The sequence below is a fragment of the Qipengyuania sp. genome (genome assembly GCF_043423005.1).
Taxonomy (GTDB): Bacteria; Pseudomonadota; Alphaproteobacteria; order Sphingomonadales; family Sphingomonadaceae; genus Qipengyuania.
In genome coordinates, this window is record NZ_JBHWMI010000088.1 from 1 (window position 1) to 21,969 (window position 21,969).

The following is a 21,969-nucleotide window of genomic DNA, read 5'->3' on the forward strand; positions in this document are numbered from 1 at the left end:
AATGTCTTCGGCGTGGCGGGGTCGCTGCCCCATTCGAGCCAGCTTCCATCATAGAGCGCCGCGCCCCGATGCCCCGCCCGCTCCAGCGCGAAGAACAGGACCGCAGCCGTCACGCCGCTGTTGCAGCTGGTGACGATCGGGCGATCCAGGGCGACGCCGGCCTGTGCAAAAACCTGCGCGATCTCTTGCGCGGGACGATAGGTGCCGTCCTCGTTCAGCACGCTGCCGAAGGGGACGGAACGAGCGCCCGGGATATGCCCCGCCGAACCGCTGCCATCCTCGCCGGCAAACCGTGCCGCATCGCGCGCGTCGACCACCTGTTCCGCCTGCGATCCGAGAATGCCGAGGAGGTCGGCCTTGCGGCGCACGATCGGCTTTGCGTCAGGCACCGGATATTCGCTTGGCCGAGGTTCGTCTCCGGCGCCGCTCTCGCATGGGCCGCCTGCCGCCCGCCATGCGGCGAAACCCCCGTCGAGGATCGCGACCTCCTGATGGCCGTAGAGGCGGAAGACGAACCACGCGCGCGCGGCCGAGCGCACCGCACTGTCGTCGTACAGGACGACGCGGGCGCCAGGCGCAATGCCGAGACTGCGCATTCGCGCCGCGAACTGTTCGCCATTGGGCACGGCCTTCGGAACGGGCGAGCCTTCGTCGATGAAGCTTTCGAGGTCGAGGAAGCGGGCGCCAGGTATATGCGCCGCGGTGAATTCCGCCCGCGCATCGCGCCCCGCATCGGGAAGGTGCGCCGTCGCGTCGAGCACGACGAGGTCGTCTGCTCCGAGATGTTCTTTGAGCCAGGCACTGTCGACGAGGATATCCATCCTGTCCTGCTAGCGCCCCGTGCCCGCGCTGTCGATGTCAGTCCAGGGCGCGGGCGGCGACGGGCGCATAGCTGCGCGGGCCGTCATCAAGGCGGAATGGCGCGACCCGTTCGCCCCCCGGGATGCCCTGTCCGATCACGAAGGTTCGCACGACTGGCCCATCGCCCTCGCGATCCAGCCGCACCCGCAACAGGGGCACGATCAGCGATGCGCTGCCCTGGCGGATGATGCGCGCTTGGGCGAGTGGGATCTGCAACTTTCCCTGATGGCGAACCGTCTGCCCGGGCGAGATGCGGGCAAAGACATGCCGCTGTTCGAGCGACTGCGCCGTCGAGGCAAGCTGGCTCTCCATCGGAGCGCCGCCATGCGCGGTAACGAGATCGGCGCTGAGCACGATATCGCACGCCGCGCTCGCCGCGCGATTGAACAAGGTTACCTGATAGTCGAGCGTGGCATAGGCCATGGAGCGGGTGAGCTTGACCGCATCGGCTGCCAATTGGAGATCGGCCAGCCCCGCGCTGGGACCGGTGCCGACTTGCGGCCGTTCGATTTCGGGCACCATGCCGTCCGGGCGCCGCGGGCGCAGCACGAAGAAGGCACCGGCTGCCACCAGCAACGCGGCCAGCCCTGCCATGGCGGCAAGAGGAAAGCCTTCGCCCGCATCGGCGTCGGCCGTCGCGGGCACGCCTGCAGGCGATGATGCCGCGGGCAAGCTCGGTGCCGGCAATGCCGCGGGCACGACCGGATCGGCCGGCGCGATCGGCACCTGGTCGATCGGCGGGGTTGCAGGAAGGTCAGGCTCCTGCTGCGCCGGCGACGGTTGCTGCACGCCGGCAGGGCGGGACGGTGTCTGTGCTGTCACCCGGGCCGGTGCAGGATTGACCGCACGCTGCGGCGACCCGGCGGGGGGCGGAGCGGCGCGCGGAGCAGGGGCCGGGCGAACCTCGGGCAGCACGATAGGCGCTGTTGCGGTGGGATTCGGCCGGGCAGTCGGAATGACGCGCGGTCGCACCGGAATGATGCCGCTTTCCGTATCGACCGGACCCTGAACCGATGGATTGGCGGTCGGCGTCGGAGCTGTCGGAAGCCGGTAGTCCTCGACGCTTTGCGCCGGCGCCGCCGAAGGCACGACCATTCCCAGCGCAAGGAGCAAGGCAAACGCCGTCGAGGGCAGGCGGAAACGCAGGTGCATGATGAGGCCGGCTGTGTGGAAAGGCGCCGCTGAATAGGCGGTGAAGCGCGACGCCGAAACCCCTTTGCTTGCGCCGCTTGCCCTTTCGCGGCAGAGGCGCGGCATGAGCGACACACCCGCCCCCCGCTTTCTCGGCAGCCAGACTCCGCTGCCATCCTCGCCCGAAAAGGCGGCGCTGGATTACGTGCCCAACCCGCGTGCCGGGCAATTGTACATGGTGCGTTTCGCGGCGCCCGAATTCACTTCGCTGTGCCCGGTTACCGGCCAGCCGGATTTCGCGCATCTGGTCATCGACTATGCGCCGGGCGAGACGATCGTCGAATCGAAAAGCCTCAAGCTGTTCCTTGGCAGTTTCCGCAATCATTGCGGCTTTCACGAGGACGTGACGGTGGGAATCGGCCAGCGCCTGTTCGACGAAATGGCGCCCCGCTGGTTGCGCATCGGCGGCTACTGGTATCCGCGCGGCGGTATCCCTATCGACGTCTTCTGGCAAAGCGGTGCTCCGCCGGCCGGGCTGTGGCTGCCCGATCAGAGGGTTGCGCCGTATCGCGGACGCGGGTGACAGGGTTCGAGAACGTCAGCGGAACCTGGTGGAGCCGAGCGGGATCGAACCGCTGACCTCGTCATTGCGAACGACGCGCTCTCCCAACTGAGCTACGGCCCCGTTCCAGGCTGCGCCGCAGGGTCATCCCATGCGGCAGGCGCGCGCCTTAGCGAACGGTGCCCGGGATGCAAAGCAAAAACAGCGCCCGCGGCCGCCCCCCTTGCCCGTCTTTGCGCGAGCCGTTTAGGTTAGGCTCAGGTGCGATCCTTCAGATGCCCTGGCGTATCGTCGACAAAGGAATGCCGCCGTGAAGACGCTCTCCTCCGTGCTGGTTGCTGCCAGCATGCTGGCCGCCCCCCTGCCCGCCGCGGCGCAATCGGGTGCCTCCCCGCCCCCGGCCCTCTCCCCGGCCCCGCTGCCGATCAAGCGCTGCATCAACCTTGGCGGCACGCTCGAGCGGAAGGCCGAAGGGCTTTACGGTAACACCGTGCTCGACCGCGAGGATATCCGCCGTGTGGCCGCTGCCGGGTTCGATACCATCCGCCTGCCGGTGCGCTGGGATACCCGCAGCAGCGCCGAGCCGCCCCACAAGGTCGACCCTGAGTGGATGGCGCGCGTGGCCGAGGTGGTCGACTGGGCGCTGGCCGAAAACCTCAATGTGGTGCTCGACAGCCATCATTTCGCCGATCTGTTCACCCGGCCCCAGACGCGGGCGCCGGTCCATGCAGCAATCTGGGCGCAAATCGCTACCCGCTTTGCCGATTACCCCGAGGATCGGCTGTTCTTCGAACTGGAGAACGAGCCTTACGGCAACGGTGAGACGGAAAGCGTCCTCCACATTCTCGAAGGCTCGCTTGCCGCAGTGCGGCAAAGCAATCCGACCCGGCCCGTCATCATGGGCGGGGGCGGCTACGGCTCGCTGACGGCGATGGTTACGATGGACCTGCCGGACGACCCGCACGTCTATCCGACCTTCCATTATTACGCCCCCGCCCCCTTCACCCATCAAGGCGCACGCTGGGCCGGGCAGGATGCGCCGGCGCAGTTGCGGACCTTCGGCAGCGAAGAGGATCGTGCCGCCCTGCGCCGCGCCGGCGAGGCAGTGGAGGCCTACATCCGCAGGACCGGGCATCGCCCGTTCCTGGGCGAGACCGGCACCTACAAGCTCTACACCCCGCTCGGCCAGAGAGTCGAATATCTGGCCGCGGTCTACGACACGTTCGCCCCGCTTGGCGTGTCTGTTTGCGCGTGGTCCTACGAAGGGCCGTTCGGCATGTACGATACGCAGAACGGCGAATGGTATCCCGGAATGCTCGAGGCGATGGACCTGCCCCCGCGCTGACGGGCGATTGCCTTGCGCCGGGTCACAGGGCACAATGGCCGGCGGGTCGCGGTCGTGGGGGTACACCGATGCAACAGGAACGCCATGCCGTTGGCCGGATCGGATGGCTGCGAGCCGCCGTCCTCGGGGCCAATGACGGGATCGTCTCGACCGCCAGCCTCGTCGTCGGCGTGGCCGTCGCAAGTCCCGATCGTTCCCAGATCCTCATTGCCGGCGTAGCCGCGCTGGTCGCAGGGGCGATGTCGATGGCGGCGGGCGAGTATGTCTCGGTCAGCTCGCAGTCCGATACGGAAAAGGCCGATCTTGCACGGGAGCGCGACGAACTGGCCACCCAACCCGCCTTCGAGCGCGACGAGCTCGCTGCGATCTACCGGGAACGCGGACTGGATCATGCGCTGGCGGCACAGGTCGCAGAGCAGCTGATGGAACACGATGCGCTGGGCGCCCATGCGCGCGACGAGCTTCACCTCAGCGACCTGACAGCAGCCCGCCCCCTGCAGGCGGCGCTGGCATCGGCGCTGACGTTCGCGATCGGCGCGGCGGCGCCGCTGATCGCGGCTGTCGCCAGCCCGGCGGCGAGGATCGTACCGGTCGTGGCTACGGTCTCGATCCTGTGCCTGGTGCTGCTCGGCGTGTTGGGTGCCCGGGCGGGCGGAGCACCGGTCGCCCGGTCGGTCTTGCGGGTGACCTTCTGGGGCATTCTTGCAATGGCCCTGACTGCAGGCATCGGGCAGGTCGTGGGAACCGCGGTCTAGACGGCGCAAGCCGCATCAGCGGCGCAGCCAGTGCCGCGCTGCGAACCAGGCGAAGGTGATCAGCCCCATCGCCCCGCAGAAGGCGACGACGCCCCAGAATGCCCACGGCTCGTTCTTGAACGGAATGCCTTCCACATTCATGCCCAGCAGCCCGGTGACGAAGGTCAGCGGCAGAAACACGAACGCCACCACGGCGATCATCAGGCTGCGCTGATCGATCATTTCGGTGCGCATGTCGCTGATCTGTTCATGGACCAGTGCCGAACGGTCCCGAATGGCATCCAGCTCCTCGCTCATCCGGGCAAACCGGTCAGCGCCGTCGCGGACATGCTGCCGGTCCTCGTCGGTCAGCCACGGCACCTGGATCGATGCGAGTTCCACAAGGGCATCCCGGTCGGGCGCGACGAACCGGCGATACTCGATCGCACGCGACCGCACGCGCGCGATATCGCGCCGCAGGGTGTAGATGTCGCCATCGTCCAGCTGCTGCTCGCATTCGTCGAGCGTGTCGCCGAGCCGGGCGACCTCGGGATCGACTGCTGCACTGATCTCGCGCGCAAGCAGGGCGACCAGGTCGCCGGGATCGACAAGTTCGCCGGCTCTCATGGCCTGCGCCACCTTGTCGAGCGCGCCAAGCCCGGTCCGCCCGGTCGAGACGACCGTTCGGTCATGCGCCCACAACCGGATCGACGACAGCGCTTCCTCCGCCTGCGAAGGGTCGAGAGCAAGGCCGCGCAGATTGATAAGGGCACCATCCTCGATCCGATCGCAGCGAGGGCGGGTTTCCTCGGCCAGCAAGGCCGAAACCGCGATTGCCGGAACGTCGCCGATAACCAGGAACTCGGTGTCCGGGCCGATGCATTGGTGGACCCACAGGAAGCCGCGGTCGGGACGGCAGGTGCGCGCCTGCTCCACCGTCAATTCGCGCGCCTGCTCGCCGTCGAACAGAATTGCCAGCTGCATCATTGTCCCCCGCACCTATCACGCCGCACTATCGCGAGATGCTGCCGGCGGCCAGGGTTCAGCCCGCCCATGGCTCGCCTGTCCGGTCGATCGCGAGTCCGCCTGCATACCCCCGGCATAGCGCAAAGGCATCATCGGGTAGCCCCTTGGTCCAGGTCTCGAAATCGCGCGGGTCGAGGATGACCGGCATTCGATCATGGACCGCGCGGGCATCGCCGGCGGCTTGGGTCATGATCATGGTGTAGCACGGCCCCCATTCGACGCTGTCGCGCCATAGGCCGGCGACGGCGAAAACAGGCGTATCGGGCAGCCCTAGCCAGGTCCGCGTCATCGCCCCGCGCGGGCCCTCTGCCTCGGCCCAAGCGCCAAGCGGGATCAGGCAGCGCCGTTCGACAAAGCTGTAGCGCCACATGAAGCTGCCGAGATTTTCTGCCCGGGCGTTGTTCACCGGCCGCGGTTTGAGCGGTTGGCCGGTCCGCTTGCTCGCCTGCTGAAGAGGGAAGCCCCAGACCATGCTGCGCACCGCGCCCGCCGCGATTACCAAACCCGGATAGCCTGGATAGACCAGTTCGGCGGCATTGCTGCCGATGGCCTCGTTCGCGACCTCGAACAGCCCCGCGATCTCGGCCGCGGTTTCCTTGATGCGATAGAGATTGCACATAACGCGACCCTGTCGCTTTGAAGCCGTCGGCGCAATTGCCATGACGTGGGCTTCAGACGTTGCCGGATCGCGGTGATATAGCGCTTGGGCATCCTGCCGACTTAGGGCAGACCGGCGCGGGGCACCGCATCATCGGGGGTAGAGGGAATGAACTATCGTTTGGGTCTGATCAGTATCGCTGCGATTGCCACCGTTTGCGCGGCTTCTCCGGCGGCTGCGCAAGATGCGCGCGGATACTGGCAAGGGGCACTCCAGATCGGGCCGACCCGGCTGACCATCGGTGTCGCGATCGAGGCCGCTGCAGACGGCAGCCTTACCGGCACGCTCGACAGCCCGGATCAGGGGTCATACGGCATCGCGCTCGACAACGTCCGGGCGGGCGACGATGGGTTCGCGTTCAGGGTACCGGCCATCGGCGCCACCTACGCGGCAACCTGGAACGCCGCGGAACAGCGCTGGGACGGAGTGTTCGAGCAAGCCGGCATGCGCCTACCGCTTGAATTGACGGCGGGAACGCGGCCCGAAACGAAGCCCGCGGGAAAATCCGCCCTGCCCGCCAACTGGACTATTCCCGCCCCCGCCGAGGTCGATCGCCTGATCGACGGCCGGCTGGCGTCACGCCCCGGGATCGGCATGGTCATCACTGCGATCGATGGCGACCGGCAGCAGACCACGAAGGGCGGCCCCGCCGGGATCGATGCCGACAGCGTCTTCGAAATCGGTTCGATGACCAAGGTGTTCACGGCTTTGCTGCTGGCGCAGATGACGCTCGACGGGACCGTCAAGCTCGACGACCCGGTCGCGAAGTATCTTCCCGCCGACGCGCGTATGCCCGAGCGTGGCGGACGCCAGATTACCTTGCGCAACCTGTCCCAGCAGGATTCAGGCCTGCCGCGCCTGCCCGACAACATGAGGCCCGCGGATATCAGCGACCCTTACGCCGACTATACCGAGGCACAGCTGCTCGAATTCCTGGGACGGTTCGCGCTTCGCCGGGATATCGGCAGCGAATACGAATATTCCAATCTCGGGGTCGGGCTGCTCGGCTATTCCCTTGCAAGGGCGGAAGGCACGGATTTCGAAACGCTGCTGCGCCGACGCATTCTCGATCCGCTGGGCATGAAGGACACGGCGATCACCCTGTCCGATGGTCAGAAGCAGCGGTTCGTGACCGGGCATGACGAATTCCTGCGACCCACCAGCGCATGGTCGCTGCCCAGCCTCGCAGGGGCCGGGGCTTTGCGTTCCACTGCGAACGATGTCGCCACCTTCCTGCGCGCCGCGCTTAATCCGCAGTCGCCCATCGCGCCGGCGATGAAGCTTGCCCTGGCCGAGCGACGCGACGCACCCGGGTTCGCTGCCGGGCTTGGCTGGATGAGGGTCCCCGCCCCTGGCGGCGAACTGGCGATGCATTCGGGCGGCACCGGCGGCTTCCGTTCGTTCATGGCGATCCAGCCAGCGACCGATCGCGCAGTCGTTGTGCTGACCAACAGTGCGCTCGAGCCTTCGGCCCAGGATCTGGGACTGCATATGCTGGTCGGCGCGCCGATCGCAACGGCGGCCCCGCCAATGCGTGCGCCGGCACAGGTCGAACGGCGTGAGGTCACTCTTGCGGACGAACAAATGAACCGTGTGACCGGAACCTACCGGATGGCGCCCGGTGTCGACATGGTGATTGCCCGCGCAGGCAGCGGGCTTACCGCAGCGATCACCGGACAAGGGGCCCTGCCCCTGTTCCCTCGCGCGCCGCTCGAATTCTTCTGGCGCGCCGTGAACGCCGAGATTGTGTTTACCGAGGAGGACGGAAGGATAACCGGCGCAGTCTTCACCCAGGACGGAAACAGTATGCCGCTTGTCCGTACAGGCACTCCGTAGGACGGGGGCATCCCGGGCCGGCGAGACGCAGGATCAAGTGGCCGATTTCCGCAGACAACTGGACGAACGAACCGGCACGATGACGAGACATGTGGCGATCATAGGCGGCGGGTTTTTTGGCACGATGCTGGCGATCCATCTGATGCATAGGGGTTTGCAAGCGACGATAATCAAACGCCGCCCGGCGGCCGGGGTGGGCCTGGCCTATGGCGATGCCGACCCGGTCCATTTGCTGAATGTGCCCGCCGCCAACATGAGCGCCTTTCCCGACCGCCCCGACCATTTCGTGCGCTGGCTGGAGGCAAACGGTCGTGCGGACAGCGCCGAGGCATTCATCCCGCGCCGCGTCTTTGGCGATTACATTCGCGATCTTCTGGCCGAAGCAAAGGCACGCTTTCCCGGCCGGTTGGCTATCGTCCGGGATAGGGCGGTTGATCTTCAGATCGGGTGCGCTGGCGTGAGCCTGACGCGGGCAAGCGGAAGCGCGATCGAGGCGGACGTCGCGGTTCTTGCGGTTGGCAACCTCCCTCCGGGAGCGCCCGCGGGCCTCGATCCGGCGGCTTTTGAAAAGGACAGCTATATCGGCGATCCGTGGCAGCACGATCCTGCCGCGGGCCTGCTGCCAGACGACAGGGTCCTGATCCTCGGCACCGGGCTGTCCATGATCGACATGGTGCTGAGGCTCCGGCTTGAAGGCTTTACCGGCCAGATCACCGCGCTGTCGCGGCGCGGGTTGATGCCGCACTGCCATGCCAGCCAGTCTCCCTATCAGCCGCTGGACCACTTTCCGCCTGCCGAACTGTCCCTGCTGGTAAAAAGGGTCAGGGCGCGCAGCGCGGCAATCGGATGGCGCAATGCCGTCGACGAACTGCGACTCTTTACGCAAGCCCTATGGAGCGGCGCGGACCCGGTTCGGCGGGCACGCTTCATGCGTCACCTGCGGCCGTGGTGGGACATTCACCGCCACCGCATCGCGCCGCGCGTAGCGGATGAAATTGATGGGCTACTGAAGGAGCGCTCGCTGACGATCTTCGCCGCCCGGGTCGCCACGCTTTCGCAACACGGCGACATGATCGAAGTGGTCTTCCAGCGGCGCGGCCGGCGAGCGCCGGAAACGGCACGCTTTCGCCGGGTCATCAACTGCATGGGTCCGCTCAGCGATGTTCGCCGCGCGGACGAGCCCATCCTTCGCCGGCTGGCCGATCGCGGCCTGATCCGCGCAGACGGCCTCGGCCTCGGCATCGATGTCGACCGGCATAGCCGCACATTCGATTGCCACGGCGGCAGTTCCGACAGCCTTTTTGCCATCGGTCCGATGAGCCGCGGCGCGTTCTGGGAAATCATCGCCGTGCCCGACATTCGCGTTCAGGCCGCTCAGGTCGCGCAAAGGCTGGATCTCAATGACGGATACACGGACGGTCGTGCGCCTGACGCAGGCTCGACGATCGGCGGCGGCCTGAACCGCTCTGCGGACGACATTCCCCACTTAAGATGAAGGCGCCCGATCAGGGCTGGACGGGGGCAGGATCGCGCACGAGTTCCGGCGCCGCCTCGTCCGCAGCCGTACCGAGCCCACCGCCGAGCGCGACGAACAGCGTCGCCCCGTTCTGCAATGCGGCGCGCTCGGTCGCCAGCAATTGCTGCTGAGCGGTGAACAGGTTGCGTTCGGCGTCGAGCACCTCGAGATAATTGGCCACGCCTTCACGGTAACGCAGGCGGGCGATCCGGGCGATCTGCTCCTGCGCCTCAACCGCCCGGGTCAAGGTTTCGACCTGCTCTGCAAGATAGCGGCGACCGGCGAGCGCATCCGACACTTCGCGAAAGGCTGCCTGAACGGTACGGTCGTAATTGGCGACCTGTTCCACGGTCAAAGCTTCGGCCAGATCGAGATCGGCCTCGCGTGCCCCGGCATCGAAGATCGGCAGCGAGATGGTCGGACCGAAACTCCATCCGAAACCGGTGTCGGAGAACAGCCCGTCGAGGCTGCTCGACGAGAGGCCCGTGTTGCCGGTCAGCGAAATCGTGGGAAAGAACGCCGCCCGGGCCGCCCCGATGTTGGCACGAGCCGCTCGCAGCCGTTCCTCGGCAGCGATGATGTCGGGCCGGACCAGAAGGAGGTCGGACGGAAGCCCCGCAGCAAGCCGCCGCCCGTCGGCCTGTGCGGCAAGGGGCAGGCCTTGCGGAAGGCCGTCGGGAATGGTCCCCCCGACCAATACGGCAAGCTGATTGCGCAATTGTGCAAGCGACAGGCGCTCGCTCGCCAGCTGCTGTTCGGCCTGGGTCAGCAAGGTTTCCGCCTGCCGGTAGGGCAGCGCCGAAGTCACGCCATTCTCGAGCCGCAGCCGGGCGATGCGCAGGCCCTCGCGCCGGCTTTCGGCGGTCGCCTCGGCCAGAGCGATCTGTTCCTCGGCCTCGACGATCGCGAAATAGGTGTTCGCCGTATCGGCGATCAGCGCGATGTAGAACGCGCGCTGCGCCGCTACGGTCGCCAGATATTCGGCTCGTGCGGCTTCGCTGAGGCTGGCGATCCGCCCCCAGAAATCAATCTCGAAGCTGCTGACGCCGACGCCCACATCGAACCGGCTGAAGGTGATCGCATCCGGCCCTCCTTCCACCTCGCCGCCGGTGACCGCGGGATTGACCCCCAGCGGCTGGCGGGTGCGGGTGCCGCTCGCATTGGCGACAACAGCGGGCAGGCGGCGGCTGTCCTGGATGCGGTAGCGCGCCCGCGCCTGTTCGATGCGGGCGGTGGCCGCAAGGAGGTCGCGGTTGTTTTCCAGTGCGGTGGCAATCAGGCTTTGCAGCTGCGGATCGTTGAGCCAGTCCCGGTAGGACAGCTGCGATGCCACGACCTCCCCATCGGGCCGGTATTCGGGATCGAACCCCGCCGCCGAGGCGAGCGGCGGGCGCTGGTGCGGGGGCGCCATGCTGGCGCAACCCGACAGCAGGACCGCCGCCAGCGCAAGCTGTGCGAAATGTTTCATCGGGCAGGTTCCTCGTACGCGGGCGGGGTGCCGGGGCTATCTGGCCCGCCCGCGGGGGATGGCTGCTGGCGGCTGATCGTCCGCCTCACCAGCAGATAGAGCATGGGGATGAGGAAGATGCCCAGCACGGTCGCCGCGATCATCCCGCCCATGACCCCGGTGCCCACTGCAATCCGGCTTGCCGCGCCCGCGCCGCTCGCCAGCACCAGCGGCACCATGCCCATCGTGAACGCGAGCGAGGTCATGATGATGGGGCGCAAGCGCAGCCGTGCCGCGGCCTTTACGGCCTCGATCCGCCGCAATCCGCGCGCCTCTTCCTCGATCGCGAATTCGACGATGAGGATCGCGTTCTTTGCGGCCAGGCCGATGATCGTGATCAGGCCGACGTTAAAATAGACGTCGGCTGGCAAGCCGCGCAGCATCGAGAACAGCACCGCACCAAAGACGCCCACCGGCACAATCAGGAGGACCGCCAGAGGCACCGCCCAGCTTTCGTAAAGTGCGGCGAGGACAAGGAATACGACCACGACCGAAAGCCCGAGCAAGAGGCCGATCTGGCCGCCGGCCTGCTTTTCCTCGAACGCGATGCCGGTCCATTCGAAACCGATGCCCTGCGGCAACTGGCTGGCCATGCGCTCCATTTCGGCGAGCGCTGCCCCGGACGATTCGCCGGGCGCCGCCATGCCGGAGACCGTCATCGCGGGATAACCGTTATAGCGGGCGAGGCTGGCGGGGGCCGCCGACCAGTCGACATTGGCAAAGGCGCTGAACGGAACCAGTTCGCCATCGGAATTGGGTATGCGCAGCGACAGGACGTCTTCCGGGGTCATCCGATACGGGGCATCGGCCTGAACCAGCACCTGCAGCACCCGGCCATCGCGATTGAAATCGTTGGCATAGGCCGAGCCGAACGTGATCGACAGTGCGGAGTTCACATCGGCAAGCGAGAGCCCGAGCGCGCGCGCCTGGACCCGGTCGATATCGACAGCGAGTTCAGGACTGGGGCCCTGGTCTTCCGGCCGCAGGTTCGCGACCATGGGGTTCTGCGCCGCCATTCCGAGCAGCTGATCGCGCGCGCTCATCAACGCCTCGCGCCCAAGACCGCCGCGGTCCTGCAATTTCAGCGTGAAGCCACTGGCCTGCCCCAGCGAGGGGATCGCTGGGGGCTGGATGACGAAGGCCACCGCGTTTTCCACCTGGCTGAAGACGCCCATCGCCTGACCAAGGATTTCCTCGGCCCCGCTGCCCTCGGCCGTACGCTCGTCCCACGGCTTGAACGAAGCGAACATGAGGGCGTTGTTCTGCCCCTGCCCGAAGAAGCTGAAACCGCGGATGACGACGAGATTGGCCACCTCCTCGCGGGCCATCCAGAAGTCCGTCACCGGCTTCAGCGCCTCGTCGGTACGCTCTTGCGTCGCGCCCGGGGGGGTCTGGACGGCGGTGATCAGGAAACCCTGGTCCTCGGTCGGGAGAAAGGCCGAAGGCAGACGGAAAAACAGCAATCCGGTAAGCGCGACGACAAGCGCGAAAGCCGCGAAACCCCGCCACGGACGCGACAGGATACGATCGTTGGCGCGGCTGTATTTCCCCTCCATCCGCCCGAACCAGCGATTGAAGCCGGCGAAGAAACGCGAGGACAGATTGCGCAGCTTTGCAAGGCGCCCGCGCCAGCCGGGTTGCTGCTCGGCCTGCGGGTCGATCGGCACCTCGCCGCCCTCGCCGTGCCCCTTGGCAATCGGCTTGAGGAAGGTGGCGCACAGCGCCGGGGTCAGCGAGAGGGCGAGCAAGGCAGAAAACAGGATCGAGATCGCCAGGGTCACGGAGAACTGGCGATAGATGCCGCCGGTGGAGCCCGGGAAAAACGCCATCGGCACGAACACCGCCGTAAGCACCAGCGTGATGCCGATGATCGCCCCGGTGATCTGGCCCATCGCCTTGCGAGTCGCCGCGACGGGCGACAGGCCCTCCTCGTGCATGATCCGCTCGACGTTCTCGATCACGACGATCGCATCGTCGACGAGGATGCCGATTGCCAGCACCATGCCGAAAAGCGACAGGACGTTGATCGAAAAGCCGAACAGCCACAGCCCGAGGCACGCACCTGCCAGAGCGATCGGCACCACCAGCGTGGGGATCAGGGTCGCCCGCCAGTTCTGCAGGAACAGGAACATCACGAGGAAGACGAGAGCCATCGCCTCGATCAGGGTCTTGATCACCTCGTTGACCGACGCCTCCACGAAGGGCGTGGTATCATAGGGTGTCGACCATTCGACATCGGCGGGCAGGCCGCTGGCCAGTTCCTTCATCCGCTCGCGCACGCCCTCGGCCGCGGCAAGCGCGTTGGCGCCTGTGGCAAGCTGGATCGCCATGCCGGCCATCGGCTGGCCATTGAGGGTGGTCGAGGTGGCATAGCTCTGCGCGCCGATTTCGATCCGCGCGACCTCGCCCAGACGTACCACGGCCGCGCCGCTGTTGGCGCGCAGGATGATGTTCTCGAATTCCTCGACCGTGGAGAAGCGGCCCTCGGTCGTAATGGTGGCGGTGATCTGCTGACCATCGGCCAGCGGCTGCACGCCGATCGCACCGCCGGCGGTCTGCGAATTCTGTTCGCGGATCGCGGCCAGCACGGCCCCGGGCGACAGGTTGTAGGACGCCAGCGCATCGGGATCGAGCCAGATACGCATGGCGTAGGGCGAGCCGAACAGGGTGACATCGCCCACGCCGTTCACCCGGCGCAACTCGTCCACCACCTGATTGCTCGCGATATTGCCGAGATCGGTCGTCGACAGCTCGCCGCTCGACGATGTCAGCGCGATGATCAGCAGGAACCCGGCGTTCGCCTGGCGAACCGTGATGCCCTGCCGGCGGACTTCCTCCGGCAGACGCGCCTCGACCGTGCTCAGCCGGTTTTGCACCTGCGTCTGGGCGATATCGATATCCGTCCCCGCCTCGAAGGTCAGAGAGATGCTCGCCGCCCCGTTCGACGCGCTGGTCGACGACATGTAGAGAAAGCCGTCGACCCCGTTGAGCTGCTGTTCGATCACCTGGGTGACGTTCTGCTCCAGAGTCTCGGCGTCGGCGCCGGGATAGACGAAACTGATCGTCAGCGATGGCGGGGCGACCTCAGGATATTGCTCCACCGGCAAGGCGCGCAATGCAATGAAGCCGGCAAGCAGGATGCCGACCGCCACCACCCATGCGAAAATGGGACGGCTGATGAAAAATTGTGCCATGGTCTAGCGCGCGCCGCCGGCGCTCTGCGTTTGCCCCTGTCCGGTCGGAGCGGCGGCGGGGCGCCGGCCGGTCGGCGTATTGGCGATCTGCACCGGGACGCCCGGGCGGATCTTCTGAAGATTGCTGACGATCACCCGGTCACCCGCCTTGAGACCGCTTTCGACGATCCAATTGCCGCCGACCAGCGCACCCAGCTTGACCGGCCGGATGGCGGCCATGCCCTCGCCGTCGACGACGAAGACGGTGCCGCCCTCTTCCGTCAGCGATACCGCGCGCTGCGGAACCGTCAGTCCGCGGCGAACCTCGCCGGCGAAGATCTGTGCGCGGACGAACTCGCCCGGAAGGAGCAGCGCCTGCGGATTGGGAAACTCGGCCCGCAATTCGACCGTCCCGGTCTGCTGATCGACCGAAAAGGCGAGGAAATCGATAAAACCGGGGACCGGATACGCAGTCCCGTCACTGAAGGTCAGCCGCACTTCGACCCGATCATTCGCGTCGAGCTTTACGGTTCCCTCGGCCACGGCACGCCGCAGTTGGAGAACCTCGCTCGCCGCCTGCGCGAAGCTGACATAAACCGGCGAGATCTGCTCGATCCTGGTCATCAGCGTGCCTTCGGCCTGACTGACGAGCGCGCCTTCGGTGATTTCGGCACGGCCAGCGCGCCCGCTGATCGGTGCACGGACGGTGGTGTAGCCAAGCTGCAACTGCGCCGCGTCGAGCTGCGCGCGGATCTGCGCGACGCTGGCCTGTGCTTCGCGCGAGGCGGCCAGCGCGGCGTCGAATTCCTGACCGCTGATCGCGTTCTCGGCCACCAGCGGGCGATACCGTTCCACCACGGCGCGGGCGTTGGTCGCGGTTGCCTGGGCCCGGGCGAGCGCAGCCTGGGTCTGGGCCGATGCGGCACGCAGTTCGCGCGGATCGATCCGGAACAGCGGCTGGCCCTGCCGCACATCGCTGCCCTCTTGATAAAGGCGTTCCTGCACGATCCCCGTCACCCGGGCGCGGACTTCGGCCACCCGCACCGGCTCGACCCGTCCGGGAAGTTCGACGACGTTGGGGATTTCCTGTGGCGCTACGGTGATCGTCCGCACCTGCACCGGCGGCGGTGCCGGCACCTCGGGTTCACCCGAACATGCGCCAAGCAGCAGGCACGCCGCCAAACCGGAAACAATCGCTCTCATCGGGAAAAAGGCCTTCGGTCAGCTTGTGTGCAGGTGCGAAGGTGTAATAGGCATTACATTTCGAGGCCGCAAGCGAGCATCCGAAGATTTCGATGACAAATTTGCAAATCGCCGAATGCCGGCTCGATCGGCGCAGGATCGCCCTCGTCGCGGCGGCGAAGGCGTTGTTCATCGAAAAAGGATACGAAGGCACGACGCTGGGCGATATCGTCGAACGCGCCGGCGGTTCGCTGTCCACGCTCTACAAGCTGTTCGGCAACAAGGATGGCCTGCTCGAAGCGGTCATATCGCAGGGCAGCCCTTCGGGGGACATGCTTATTGCGGATGCATTATCTGTGGGCTGTACGCCGCAACAGATCCTCTACCGGCTGGCCCAAAGCCTGCATCCGCATTTCCTTCATCCCGACACCGTCGCGATCGTTCGTATCGTTATCGCACGCAGCATGGCCGAGCCGAATTTCGCCCGGCAGTTCTTCGAGCGCACCTCGACCCGCACACGCACCGCGCTCGAGGCGATGTTCGAGGGCTGGTAAGCCTCGGGCAGCGATTTGACTGCAAGCCCGGCTATCCTCGCCGAATTGTTTCTGGACCTCTTCGTCAGCGACATTCACGCTGAGGCGATCAGTCACGGCATGGGCTTCGACCATTCGCCCGAGAGGCTGCTCGCGCGGACGCGCTTCTTCGTGATGGGCGCCGGCCTGGGCGATCCGGAAGCATCCACGGCAAGCGGTTAGCCAGACGTCCGGGGGTGGCCGGCGGGCGACCGCCCCGACAGCCTGCAATTCGCGCATATCGCGGGTTCCTAAATCGCGAGCGCGCCTCTAGACCGGCGCGATGCGTCCTTTCCTGCTTCCAAGCTTGTGTTTCCTCGCGCTGCTGGGGGGTTGCACCGAAACGGAAGCGGAACCTCCGCGGCCGGTCGTGCCGGTTGTTGCCGAAGCGGTGCGGTTCCTGCCCGAACAGTTGCAGGTCGAGGCAATCGGCTCGGCCAGAGCCGAAACATCGGCCGAAATCTTTCCCGAAACCGCCGGGCGCGTGACCCGGGTCCTCTTTACCGCTGGCGATTTCGTGCGCGCGGGACAGCCGCTGATCGAGCTCGACGCACGGCAGGAACGGCTCGCTGTCGAGGCAGCCCAGGTCCAGGTGCGCGAGGCCGACCAGCTCCTTGGCCGCTATCGCCGGATCGAGGATACGGGTGCCATCTCGTACAGCCAGATCGAAGCCGGGGAAACCGCGCTTGCTTCGGCCCGCGTCGCCCTGGAGCAAGCGCAGGCGGCATTGGCCGACAGAACGGTGCGGGCGCCCTTTGCCGGTTATATCGGGCTGACCGAGATCGACGTCGGCGACCGGGTCAACGATTCGACCCCGATCGCCCAGCTCGACCGCCGCGCGACGCTGTTCGTGGATTTCCCTGCGCCCGAAGCCGTCTTCGCCGCTCTGAGGCCGGGGCAGGTCGTCGAGGTAACGCCGTTTGCCGAACAGTCCCGTTCCATCGACGCGCGAGTCGTCACGACAGATAGCCGGATCGCTGCCGATACGCGTGACTTCATCGTCCGCACGGTCATCGACAATGGCGACGATACTCTGCGCCCGGGAATGAGTTTTCGGGTGATCTTCACCCGCAACGGCGAGGCGCGTGCCGCATTGCCCGAACAGGCGATCGTATGGGGCGGCGAAGGCTCGTACCTGTTCACCATTCGCGACGGGAAGGCACGGCGGGTTCCCGTCACCATCACCTCGCGGCGCGATGGTCTGGTGTTCGTCGACGGCGCGGTCCGGCCGCAGGACCGGATCATCACCGAAGGCGTACAAAAGGTCCGTGACGGGCAGGACATCCGCCTCGTCCGCCCACCGGGCGTGCCCGCGCAGAACGTGCGGGTCGGCGCCGGATGAGCAACCGCACCGACCTGCCGATGCTGGCGGTCAAGCGGCCGCTGCTGGTCGGCGTGCTGAACGTCCTGATCGTTCTGGCAGGGCTGGCCGCGCTGCTCGGGGTCGAGGTGCGCGAATTGCCCGACGTGGATCGCCCGATCGTCGGCGTCACCGCCAACCTGCCCGGCGCGGCGCCCGAGACGATGGATTCCGAGGTCACCAGCGCGCTCGAGGATGCGGTCGCCCGCGTCTCCGGCGTCCGCAAGATCACCGCCTCGTCCGAGGAGAACAACTCCCGCATCCGGGTGGAGTTCAACCCCGGGGTCGATCTCGATACCGCAGCCGCCGATGTGCGCGAGGGGGTGAGCCGGGTCACCCGCCAGCTGCCCGAGCGGGTCGAGCAGGTGACGGTCACCAAGGCGGACCAGAACGCCCAGCCGATCATGACGCTGGCCGTATCGTCCACCCGCTACGACGAGGCGGAGCTGACCCGCATCGTCGAGAACGACATCGTGCCCGAACTGCTGACGGCGGATGGCGTCGCCTCCATCGAACAGTTCGGCACCCGCGTGCGCCAGATGCGCGTGGCCATCGATCCGGCCCGGCTCAACCGGTACGGCCTGACCATCAGCGACGTGGCGACAGCATTGGAAGGCGCACCCTTCGATGTGCCGGTGGGCTCGTTCCGCTCCGATGCACAGGAACTGGTCGTTCGGGCCGATGCCAGCGCCGACCAGCCCGAGCGCATCGAGAACGTGATCATTTCCGGCACCACCCGCGTCGGCGACGTGGCGACAGCCCAGTTCGCCCCGGCCAACGCGACCAATTTCGTCCGGCTGGACGGCCGGCCGATCATCGGGCTCGGCGTAGTGCGACAGGCGGCGTCGAACACCATCGCGATCTCGGACACGATCCGCGACGGGGTCGATCGCCTGAACGAGCGGTTCGACGGGCTGGAAGTCGAGATCGTGTCCGACGACGCCGAATTCATCCGCATCTCGGTCGAAGAGGTGCTCATCACGCTCGGCTTCACGGTGGCCGTCGTGATTGCCACGATGCTGCTCTTCTTCCGTGCCTGGCGGCCCACGATCATACCCAGCACCACCATCCCGGTGGCGCTGGTGGGTGTCGTCGCCGGCATCTGGCTGATGGGCTTTTCGGTCAACCTCCTGACGCTGCTGGCGCTGGTTTTGGCCACGGGTCTGGTCGTCGACGATGCGATCGTGGTGCTGGAGAATGCCCAGCGCCTCCAGAATGCCGGCATGGGCCGCCGCGCCGCCGCCGTCCTCGGCACCCGGCAAGTGTTCTTCGCCGTGGTCGCGACTACCGCGGTGCTGGTATCGGTGTTCGTGCCGATCAGCTTTCTCCCCTCCGAAGCCGGCCGACTGTTCCGCGAATTCGGCTTCGTCCTCGCGGTCGCGGTGATCCTGTCGTCGTTCGTGGCCCTGTCGCTGGTTCCCGCCCTCGCCGCCCGGTTCGATCTCACCAGCGGCGCTGCGGCCACCGGTCGATTGGCGCGGTGGGGCGAGCGGGCGAACCACGCCTATGCCACCGGCCTTCGTCGCTGCCTCGACCGGCCCCGGCTCACCGCTATCGTCGCCGTGGCGGTCGCCGCGGTCGCCGGCTTGCTCTACACCCAGCTCGACAACGAACTCGTGCCGGATGAGGATCGCGGCGCGGTCACCATCAGTGCGACCGGTCCCGACGGTGTCGGCATCGATTTCATGGACCGCGAGCTCGACGAGATCGAACGGGTGCTGCAACCCTATCTGGCGAGCGGCGAGGTGCAGAGCACCTTCTCGATCGTCGGCAGGTACGATCCCAATCGCGTTCAGATCGAGGCGCAGCTGGCCGATTGGAGCGAACGCGAGCGCAGCCAGACCGAGATCGTGGATTCCCTCGGCGGTCCGCTGCGCGAGATACCAGGATCACGGGCCAATGCGCGCGGGCGCGGCACGCTGAACTTCGGCGGAGGCGGCGATGGTATCGAAGTCGCCCTGACCGGCGCCGATTACGACGAGATCTATGGATCGGCGCAGGCCCTTGCCGAGGCCATCGACACCAGGTCCAGCATCCTCTCCAACGCCGAGATATCCTATCAGCCGACCCAACCGCAGCTCTCGATCGCGATCAACCGGCAACGGGCAGCCGATCTCGGCGTCGATCTGGAGGATCTTGCGCAGACCCTTCGCGCAATGGTCGGCGGTGACGATATCGTCGACCTCAATGTCGGCGACCAGGCGGTGCCGATCTTCCTGACGGCGCAGGCGGTCGCGATCACCAACCCGTCGGACCTGCGCAATCTGTATGTGCGGGGGACCGGCGGTGCGCTGGTGCCGCTATCGAGTGTCACCACCATTGCCGAACAGGGTATCGCGGCGGAACTCAACCGCACCGCCCAGCGGCGCTCCATCGAGGTAAGCGCCGATATCGCGCCGGGTGCGCCATTGCAGGACGCGGTCGACGAGATTACCGCACTGGCCGACGAGGTGGTCGAGCCGGGGATCGACATGCTGCTGCAGGGCGAGGCGGAAAGTCTCCAGGAAACCTCGAACGACCTCCTGCTGACGTATCTCTTCGCGCTTATCGTTGTATTTCTGGTGCTGGTAGCGCAATTCGAGAGTCTCACGAGTGCGCTGGTCGTCCTTCTGACGGTGCCCTTCGCCCTGGCGGCGGCGGTCCTCGCGCTGTTTCTGTCCGGCACCTCGCTCAATATCTATTCCCAGATCGGGTTGGTGATGCTGATCGGATTGATGGCCAAGAACGGCATCCTCATCGTCGAGTTCGCCGATCAGCTGCGCCATCAGGGCCGCACCGTCCGCCAAGCTGCGGAGGAGGCTGCGGCCATCCGCCTGCGACCCATTGCCATGACGCTGATCTCCACCGTCGTCGGCGCGGTGCCGCTCATCCTTGCCAGCGGTGCGGGCGCAGAGGCGCGCCAGTCGATCGGTTGGGCGATCTTCGGTGGACTCGGCATCGCCGGCCTTTTCACCCTGTTCCTGACCCCGGTAATCTACCTGGGGGTCGCGCGTTTCGGCAAACCGCGCAAGCTGGACATTGCCCGCATCGACGAGGAAATCGAGGCCGCCGACGACGAGCTGGTGGCAGAACCTGCATGAGGGTCCCATTGCTCGTGGCAGCATTGGCGCTGCTCGGCGGCTGCGCCGATACCGCCGCCGACAGCCGCCCCCGCGGACTGGTCCTGCCCCCGCCCTCGTACACCGCCACCCTCCCCGCCCCAGTTGCAGTGGATGCCTGGTGGGACGGCTTTGGGGATCCGGTGCTGGCCGAACTGATCCGGCGCGGGCTGGCGTCCAACCTTCAGGCTGACGCTGCTGCCGATCGGGTCCGCGCGGCAGCCGCCCTGTTGCGCGCGGAACGCAGCGATCGCCTCCCGTCGCTCGGCGGCGGGGTCGATGCCGGCGTGCGGGTATTGAGTGACAACGAAATTACGGCGGGCGCCGGATTGTTCGGCCTGTTCGATCCCGACATCTCCGGGCGCCTTGCCGCAGAGGAGCGCGCGGCGGCCGCCGATTACGCCGAGGCGGGATATGTCCTCGCGGACGAACGCCGCCTGCTCGCCGCCGCGATTGCCAGCCAGTACATCGCCTACCGGCAGGCGGGGGCGCAGCTCGAACTGCTCGACGAATCGACCGATCTGCAGGAACAGACCCTGCGGATCGTGACGCTGCGGTTCGAGGCCGGCCTTTCCGCCAACCTCGACGTTCGCCGCGCGGCGTCCGATCTGGCGCAAACGCAGGCCCAGCGCGGTCTCATTGCCATCAATCGCGCAGAAGCGGCCAACGCTCTGGCGGTCTTGCTGGCCGAACCAGCGGGCACCTTTGCGCCCGCCCCATATCCGGGCGGCGCTCGCATTCCGGGATACCGGGGCGGACCTGCCGCAGGTGTGCCCGCCGACCTATTGCGCCAGCGGACCGATATTCTTGCCGCGGAAGCCCGCCTGGTGCGCGCAGCAGCCGATATCGGCATCGAACAGGCAGACCTTCGCCCATCGCTGTCGATCCCGGCCAGTCTTGTTATCGGTGACGGGAGCCTTGGCGGGGTCCTGTCGAACTTTCTCGGGACCGTCGGCGCGGCGCTGGACCTGCCGTTGTTCGACGGAGGCCGCAGGCGGGCCGAGATCGCCGCGGCCGAAGCGATCGCCGATGCCAGCTTCGCCGATTACCGGCTCACTTTCCTCGAAGCGCTGGCGGAAGTCGAAAACGCGCTGGTCGCCATCCATGCCTACAACCAGCGGATCGAATCCTTGCGCCAGGCAATCGAGCAGAGCGAGACCGCCTTGGCACAGTCCAACGCGCTCTATCGCGAAGGCCTCGCATCGCTGTTCGATGTCCTCGATGCGCAGCGCCAGCTCATCACCAGCCGCGAAGCGCTGATCGATGCGCAAGCGTCGCTCGCACAGGCCCACGTCGCTTTTCACGCCGCGATCGGATCGCCCGGCGTGCCGCTGAACGAAGCGATCACGCCGTCATAAGCTATCAAGTGTTGCAGCCGGACGTCTGAGTCTCGCCTTATAGAACCGGG

General features: G+C 66.6%; 17 protein-coding genes and 1 tRNA gene. 10 read left to right on the forward strand and 8 right to left on the reverse strand.

The genetic code is table 11. The features are described from left to right. On the reverse strand, positions 1 to 821 hold an 821-nt coding region (locus ACHFFA_RS11925), incomplete at its 3' end, for a sulfurtransferase (protein ID WP_394271052.1). A 37-nt stretch (positions 822 to 858) separates the two neighbouring features. Next, positions 859 to 2,013 (reverse strand): hypothetical protein, encoded by a 1,155-nt coding sequence (locus ACHFFA_RS11930; protein WP_394271053.1) that lies wholly within the window; start codon positions 2,011 to 2,013, stop codon positions 859 to 861. Positions 2,014 to 2,116: 103 nt separating this feature from the next. Between ACHFFA_RS11930 and queF the strand changes: the two genes are divergently transcribed. Beyond that, positions 2,117 to 2,575, forward strand: a complete 459-nt coding sequence (gene queF, locus ACHFFA_RS11935) for a preQ(1) synthase (protein ID WP_394271054.1) — start codon at positions 2,117 to 2,119, stop codon at positions 2,573 to 2,575. A gap of 26 nt (positions 2,576 to 2,601) precedes the next feature. On the opposite strand, the gene ACHFFA_RS11940 is transcribed toward queF, so the two are convergent. Beyond that, positions 2,602 to 2,677: transfer RNA gene (locus ACHFFA_RS11940), tRNA-Ala, on the reverse strand. Between the two features lie 187 nt (positions 2,678 to 2,864). On the opposite strand from ACHFFA_RS11940, the gene ACHFFA_RS11945 reads away from it, so the two are divergent. Together ACHFFA_RS11945 and ACHFFA_RS11950 are read left to right on the forward strand one after the other, a co-directional pair. After that, positions 2,865 to 3,899 carry a glycoside hydrolase family 5 protein gene (locus ACHFFA_RS11945; RefSeq protein ID WP_394271055.1) on the forward strand — a complete coding sequence of 345 codons (1,035 nt, stop codon included), beginning with the start codon at positions 2,865 to 2,867 and terminating at the stop codon, positions 3,897 to 3,899. A gap of 68 nt (positions 3,900 to 3,967) precedes the next feature. Continuing rightward, positions 3,968 to 4,654 carry a VIT family protein gene (locus tag ACHFFA_RS11950; RefSeq protein ID WP_394271056.1) on the forward strand — a complete coding sequence of 229 codons (687 nt, stop codon included), beginning with the start codon at positions 3,968 to 3,970 and terminating at the stop codon, positions 4,652 to 4,654. Positions 4,655 to 4,669: 15 nt separating this feature from the next. Here the strand turns inward: ACHFFA_RS11950 and ACHFFA_RS11955 are convergent, their stop codons facing one another. Both ACHFFA_RS11955 and ACHFFA_RS11960 read right to left on the reverse strand, forming a co-directional pair. Then, positions 4,670 to 5,620, reverse strand: coding sequence for a CorA family divalent cation transporter (locus tag ACHFFA_RS11955; protein ID WP_394271057.1), 951 nt, complete (start codon positions 5,618 to 5,620; stop codon positions 4,670 to 4,672). 55 nt (positions 5,621 to 5,675) lie between these two features. Next, positions 5,676 to 6,278, reverse strand: a complete 603-nt coding sequence (locus ACHFFA_RS11960; RefSeq protein WP_394271058.1) for an SOS response-associated peptidase — start codon at positions 6,276 to 6,278, stop codon at positions 5,676 to 5,678. Between the two features lie 147 nt (positions 6,279 to 6,425). Here ACHFFA_RS11960 and ACHFFA_RS11965 point away from each other — a divergent pair, with 147 nt between their 5' ends. After that, on the forward strand, positions 6,426 to 8,153 hold the full coding sequence (locus ACHFFA_RS11965) for a serine hydrolase (protein ID WP_394271059.1): 1,728 nt from the start codon (positions 6,426 to 6,428) through the stop codon (positions 8,151 to 8,153). Between the two features lie 79 nt (positions 8,154 to 8,232). Further along, on the forward strand, positions 8,233 to 9,648 hold the full coding sequence (locus ACHFFA_RS11970; protein ID WP_394271060.1) for an FAD/NAD(P)-binding protein: 1,416 nt from the start codon (positions 8,233 to 8,235) through the stop codon (positions 9,646 to 9,648). Positions 9,649 to 9,658: 10 nt separating this feature from the next. On the opposite strand, the gene ACHFFA_RS11975 is transcribed toward ACHFFA_RS11970, so the two are convergent. Genes ACHFFA_RS11975 through ACHFFA_RS11985 form a run of 3 tightly spaced genes read right to left on the reverse strand, consistent with a single transcriptional unit; the run spans position 9,659 to position 15,552 of the window. After that, on the reverse strand, positions 9,659 to 11,137 hold the full coding sequence (locus ACHFFA_RS11975) for an efflux transporter outer membrane subunit (RefSeq protein ID WP_394271061.1): 1,479 nt from the start codon (positions 11,135 to 11,137) through the stop codon (positions 9,659 to 9,661). Next, positions 11,134 to 14,370, reverse strand: coding sequence for a multidrug efflux RND transporter permease subunit (locus ACHFFA_RS11980; RefSeq protein WP_394271062.1), 3,237 nt, complete (start codon positions 14,368 to 14,370; stop codon positions 11,134 to 11,136). The genes ACHFFA_RS11975 and ACHFFA_RS11980 overlap by 4 nt, the downstream gene beginning before the upstream one ends. A gap of 3 nt (positions 14,371 to 14,373) precedes the next feature. Further along, positions 14,374 to 15,552 carry an efflux RND transporter periplasmic adaptor subunit gene (locus tag ACHFFA_RS11985; protein WP_394271063.1) on the reverse strand — a complete coding sequence of 393 codons (1,179 nt, stop codon included), beginning with the start codon at positions 15,550 to 15,552 and terminating at the stop codon, positions 14,374 to 14,376. Between the two features lie 92 nt (positions 15,553 to 15,644). On the opposite strand from ACHFFA_RS11985, the gene ACHFFA_RS11990 reads away from it, so the two are divergent. The 5 genes from ACHFFA_RS11990 (at position 15,645) to ACHFFA_RS12010 (ending at position 21,919) form a co-directional block, all read left to right on the forward strand. Continuing rightward, entirely contained in the window at positions 15,645 to 16,085 is a 441-nt protein-coding gene (locus ACHFFA_RS11990) for a TetR/AcrR family transcriptional regulator (protein ID WP_394271064.1), read from the forward strand. Positions 16,086 to 16,100: 15 nt separating this feature from the next. Further along, complete coding sequence (locus ACHFFA_RS11995; protein ID WP_394271065.1) at positions 16,101 to 16,286, forward strand: hypothetical protein; 186 nt, start codon at positions 16,101 to 16,103, stop codon at positions 16,284 to 16,286. 187 nt (positions 16,287 to 16,473) lie between these two features. Beyond that, positions 16,474 to 17,445 carry an efflux RND transporter periplasmic adaptor subunit gene (locus tag ACHFFA_RS12000; protein WP_394271066.1) on the forward strand — a complete coding sequence of 324 codons (972 nt, stop codon included), beginning with the start codon at positions 16,474 to 16,476 and terminating at the stop codon, positions 17,443 to 17,445. Next, positions 17,442 to 20,543: an efflux RND transporter permease subunit gene (locus ACHFFA_RS12005; RefSeq protein ID WP_394271067.1), complete on the forward strand. Its 3,102-nt coding sequence runs from the start codon at positions 17,442 to 17,444 to the stop codon at positions 20,541 to 20,543. Before ACHFFA_RS12000 ends, ACHFFA_RS12005 begins: the two co-directional genes overlap by 4 nt. Beyond that, entirely contained in the window at positions 20,540 to 21,919 is a 1,380-nt protein-coding gene (locus ACHFFA_RS12010; protein ID WP_394271068.1) for an efflux transporter outer membrane subunit, read from the forward strand. Before ACHFFA_RS12005 ends, ACHFFA_RS12010 begins: the two co-directional genes overlap by 4 nt. Positions 21,920 to 21,969: the final 50 nt, after the last annotated feature.

Excerpts from the sequence above, each read along its gene's own strand:
- ACHFFA_RS11930 (WP_394271053.1), bottom strand. The coding sequence starts at position 2,013 with ATGCACCTGCGTTTCCGCCTGCCCTCGACGGCGTTTGCCTTGCTCCTT.
- queF (WP_394271054.1), top strand. The coding sequence starts at position 2,117 with ATGAGCGACACACCCGCCCCCCGCTTTCTCGGCAGCCAGACTCCGCTG.
- ACHFFA_RS11950 (WP_394271056.1), top strand. The coding sequence starts at position 3,968 with ATGCAACAGGAACGCCATGCCGTTGGCCGGATCGGATGGCTGCGAGCC.
- ACHFFA_RS11955 (WP_394271057.1), bottom strand. The coding sequence starts at position 5,620 with ATGATGCAGCTGGCAATTCTGTTCGACGGCGAGCAGGCGCGCGAATTG.
- ACHFFA_RS11960 (WP_394271058.1), bottom strand. The coding sequence starts at position 6,278 with ATGTGCAATCTCTATCGCATCAAGGAAACCGCGGCCGAGATCGCGGGG.
- ACHFFA_RS11965 (WP_394271059.1), top strand. The coding sequence starts at position 6,426 with ATGAACTATCGTTTGGGTCTGATCAGTATCGCTGCGATTGCCACCGTT.
- ACHFFA_RS11970 (WP_394271060.1), top strand. The coding sequence starts at position 8,233 with ATGACGAGACATGTGGCGATCATAGGCGGCGGGTTTTTTGGCACGATG.
- ACHFFA_RS11975 (WP_394271061.1), bottom strand. The coding sequence starts at position 11,137 with ATGAAACATTTCGCACAGCTTGCGCTGGCGGCGGTCCTGCTGTCGGGT.
- ACHFFA_RS11980 (WP_394271062.1), bottom strand. The coding sequence starts at position 14,370 with ATGGCACAATTTTTCATCAGCCGTCCCATTTTCGCATGGGTGGTGGCG.
- ACHFFA_RS11985 (WP_394271063.1), bottom strand. The coding sequence starts at position 15,552 with ATGAGAGCGATTGTTTCCGGTTTGGCGGCGTGCCTGCTGCTTGGCGCA.
- ACHFFA_RS11990 (WP_394271064.1), top strand. The coding sequence starts at position 15,645 with ATGACAAATTTGCAAATCGCCGAATGCCGGCTCGATCGGCGCAGGATC.
- ACHFFA_RS12005 (WP_394271067.1), top strand. The coding sequence starts at position 17,442 with ATGAGCAACCGCACCGACCTGCCGATGCTGGCGGTCAAGCGGCCGCTG.
- ACHFFA_RS12010 (WP_394271068.1), top strand. The coding sequence starts at position 20,540 with ATGAGGGTCCCATTGCTCGTGGCAGCATTGGCGCTGCTCGGCGGCTGC.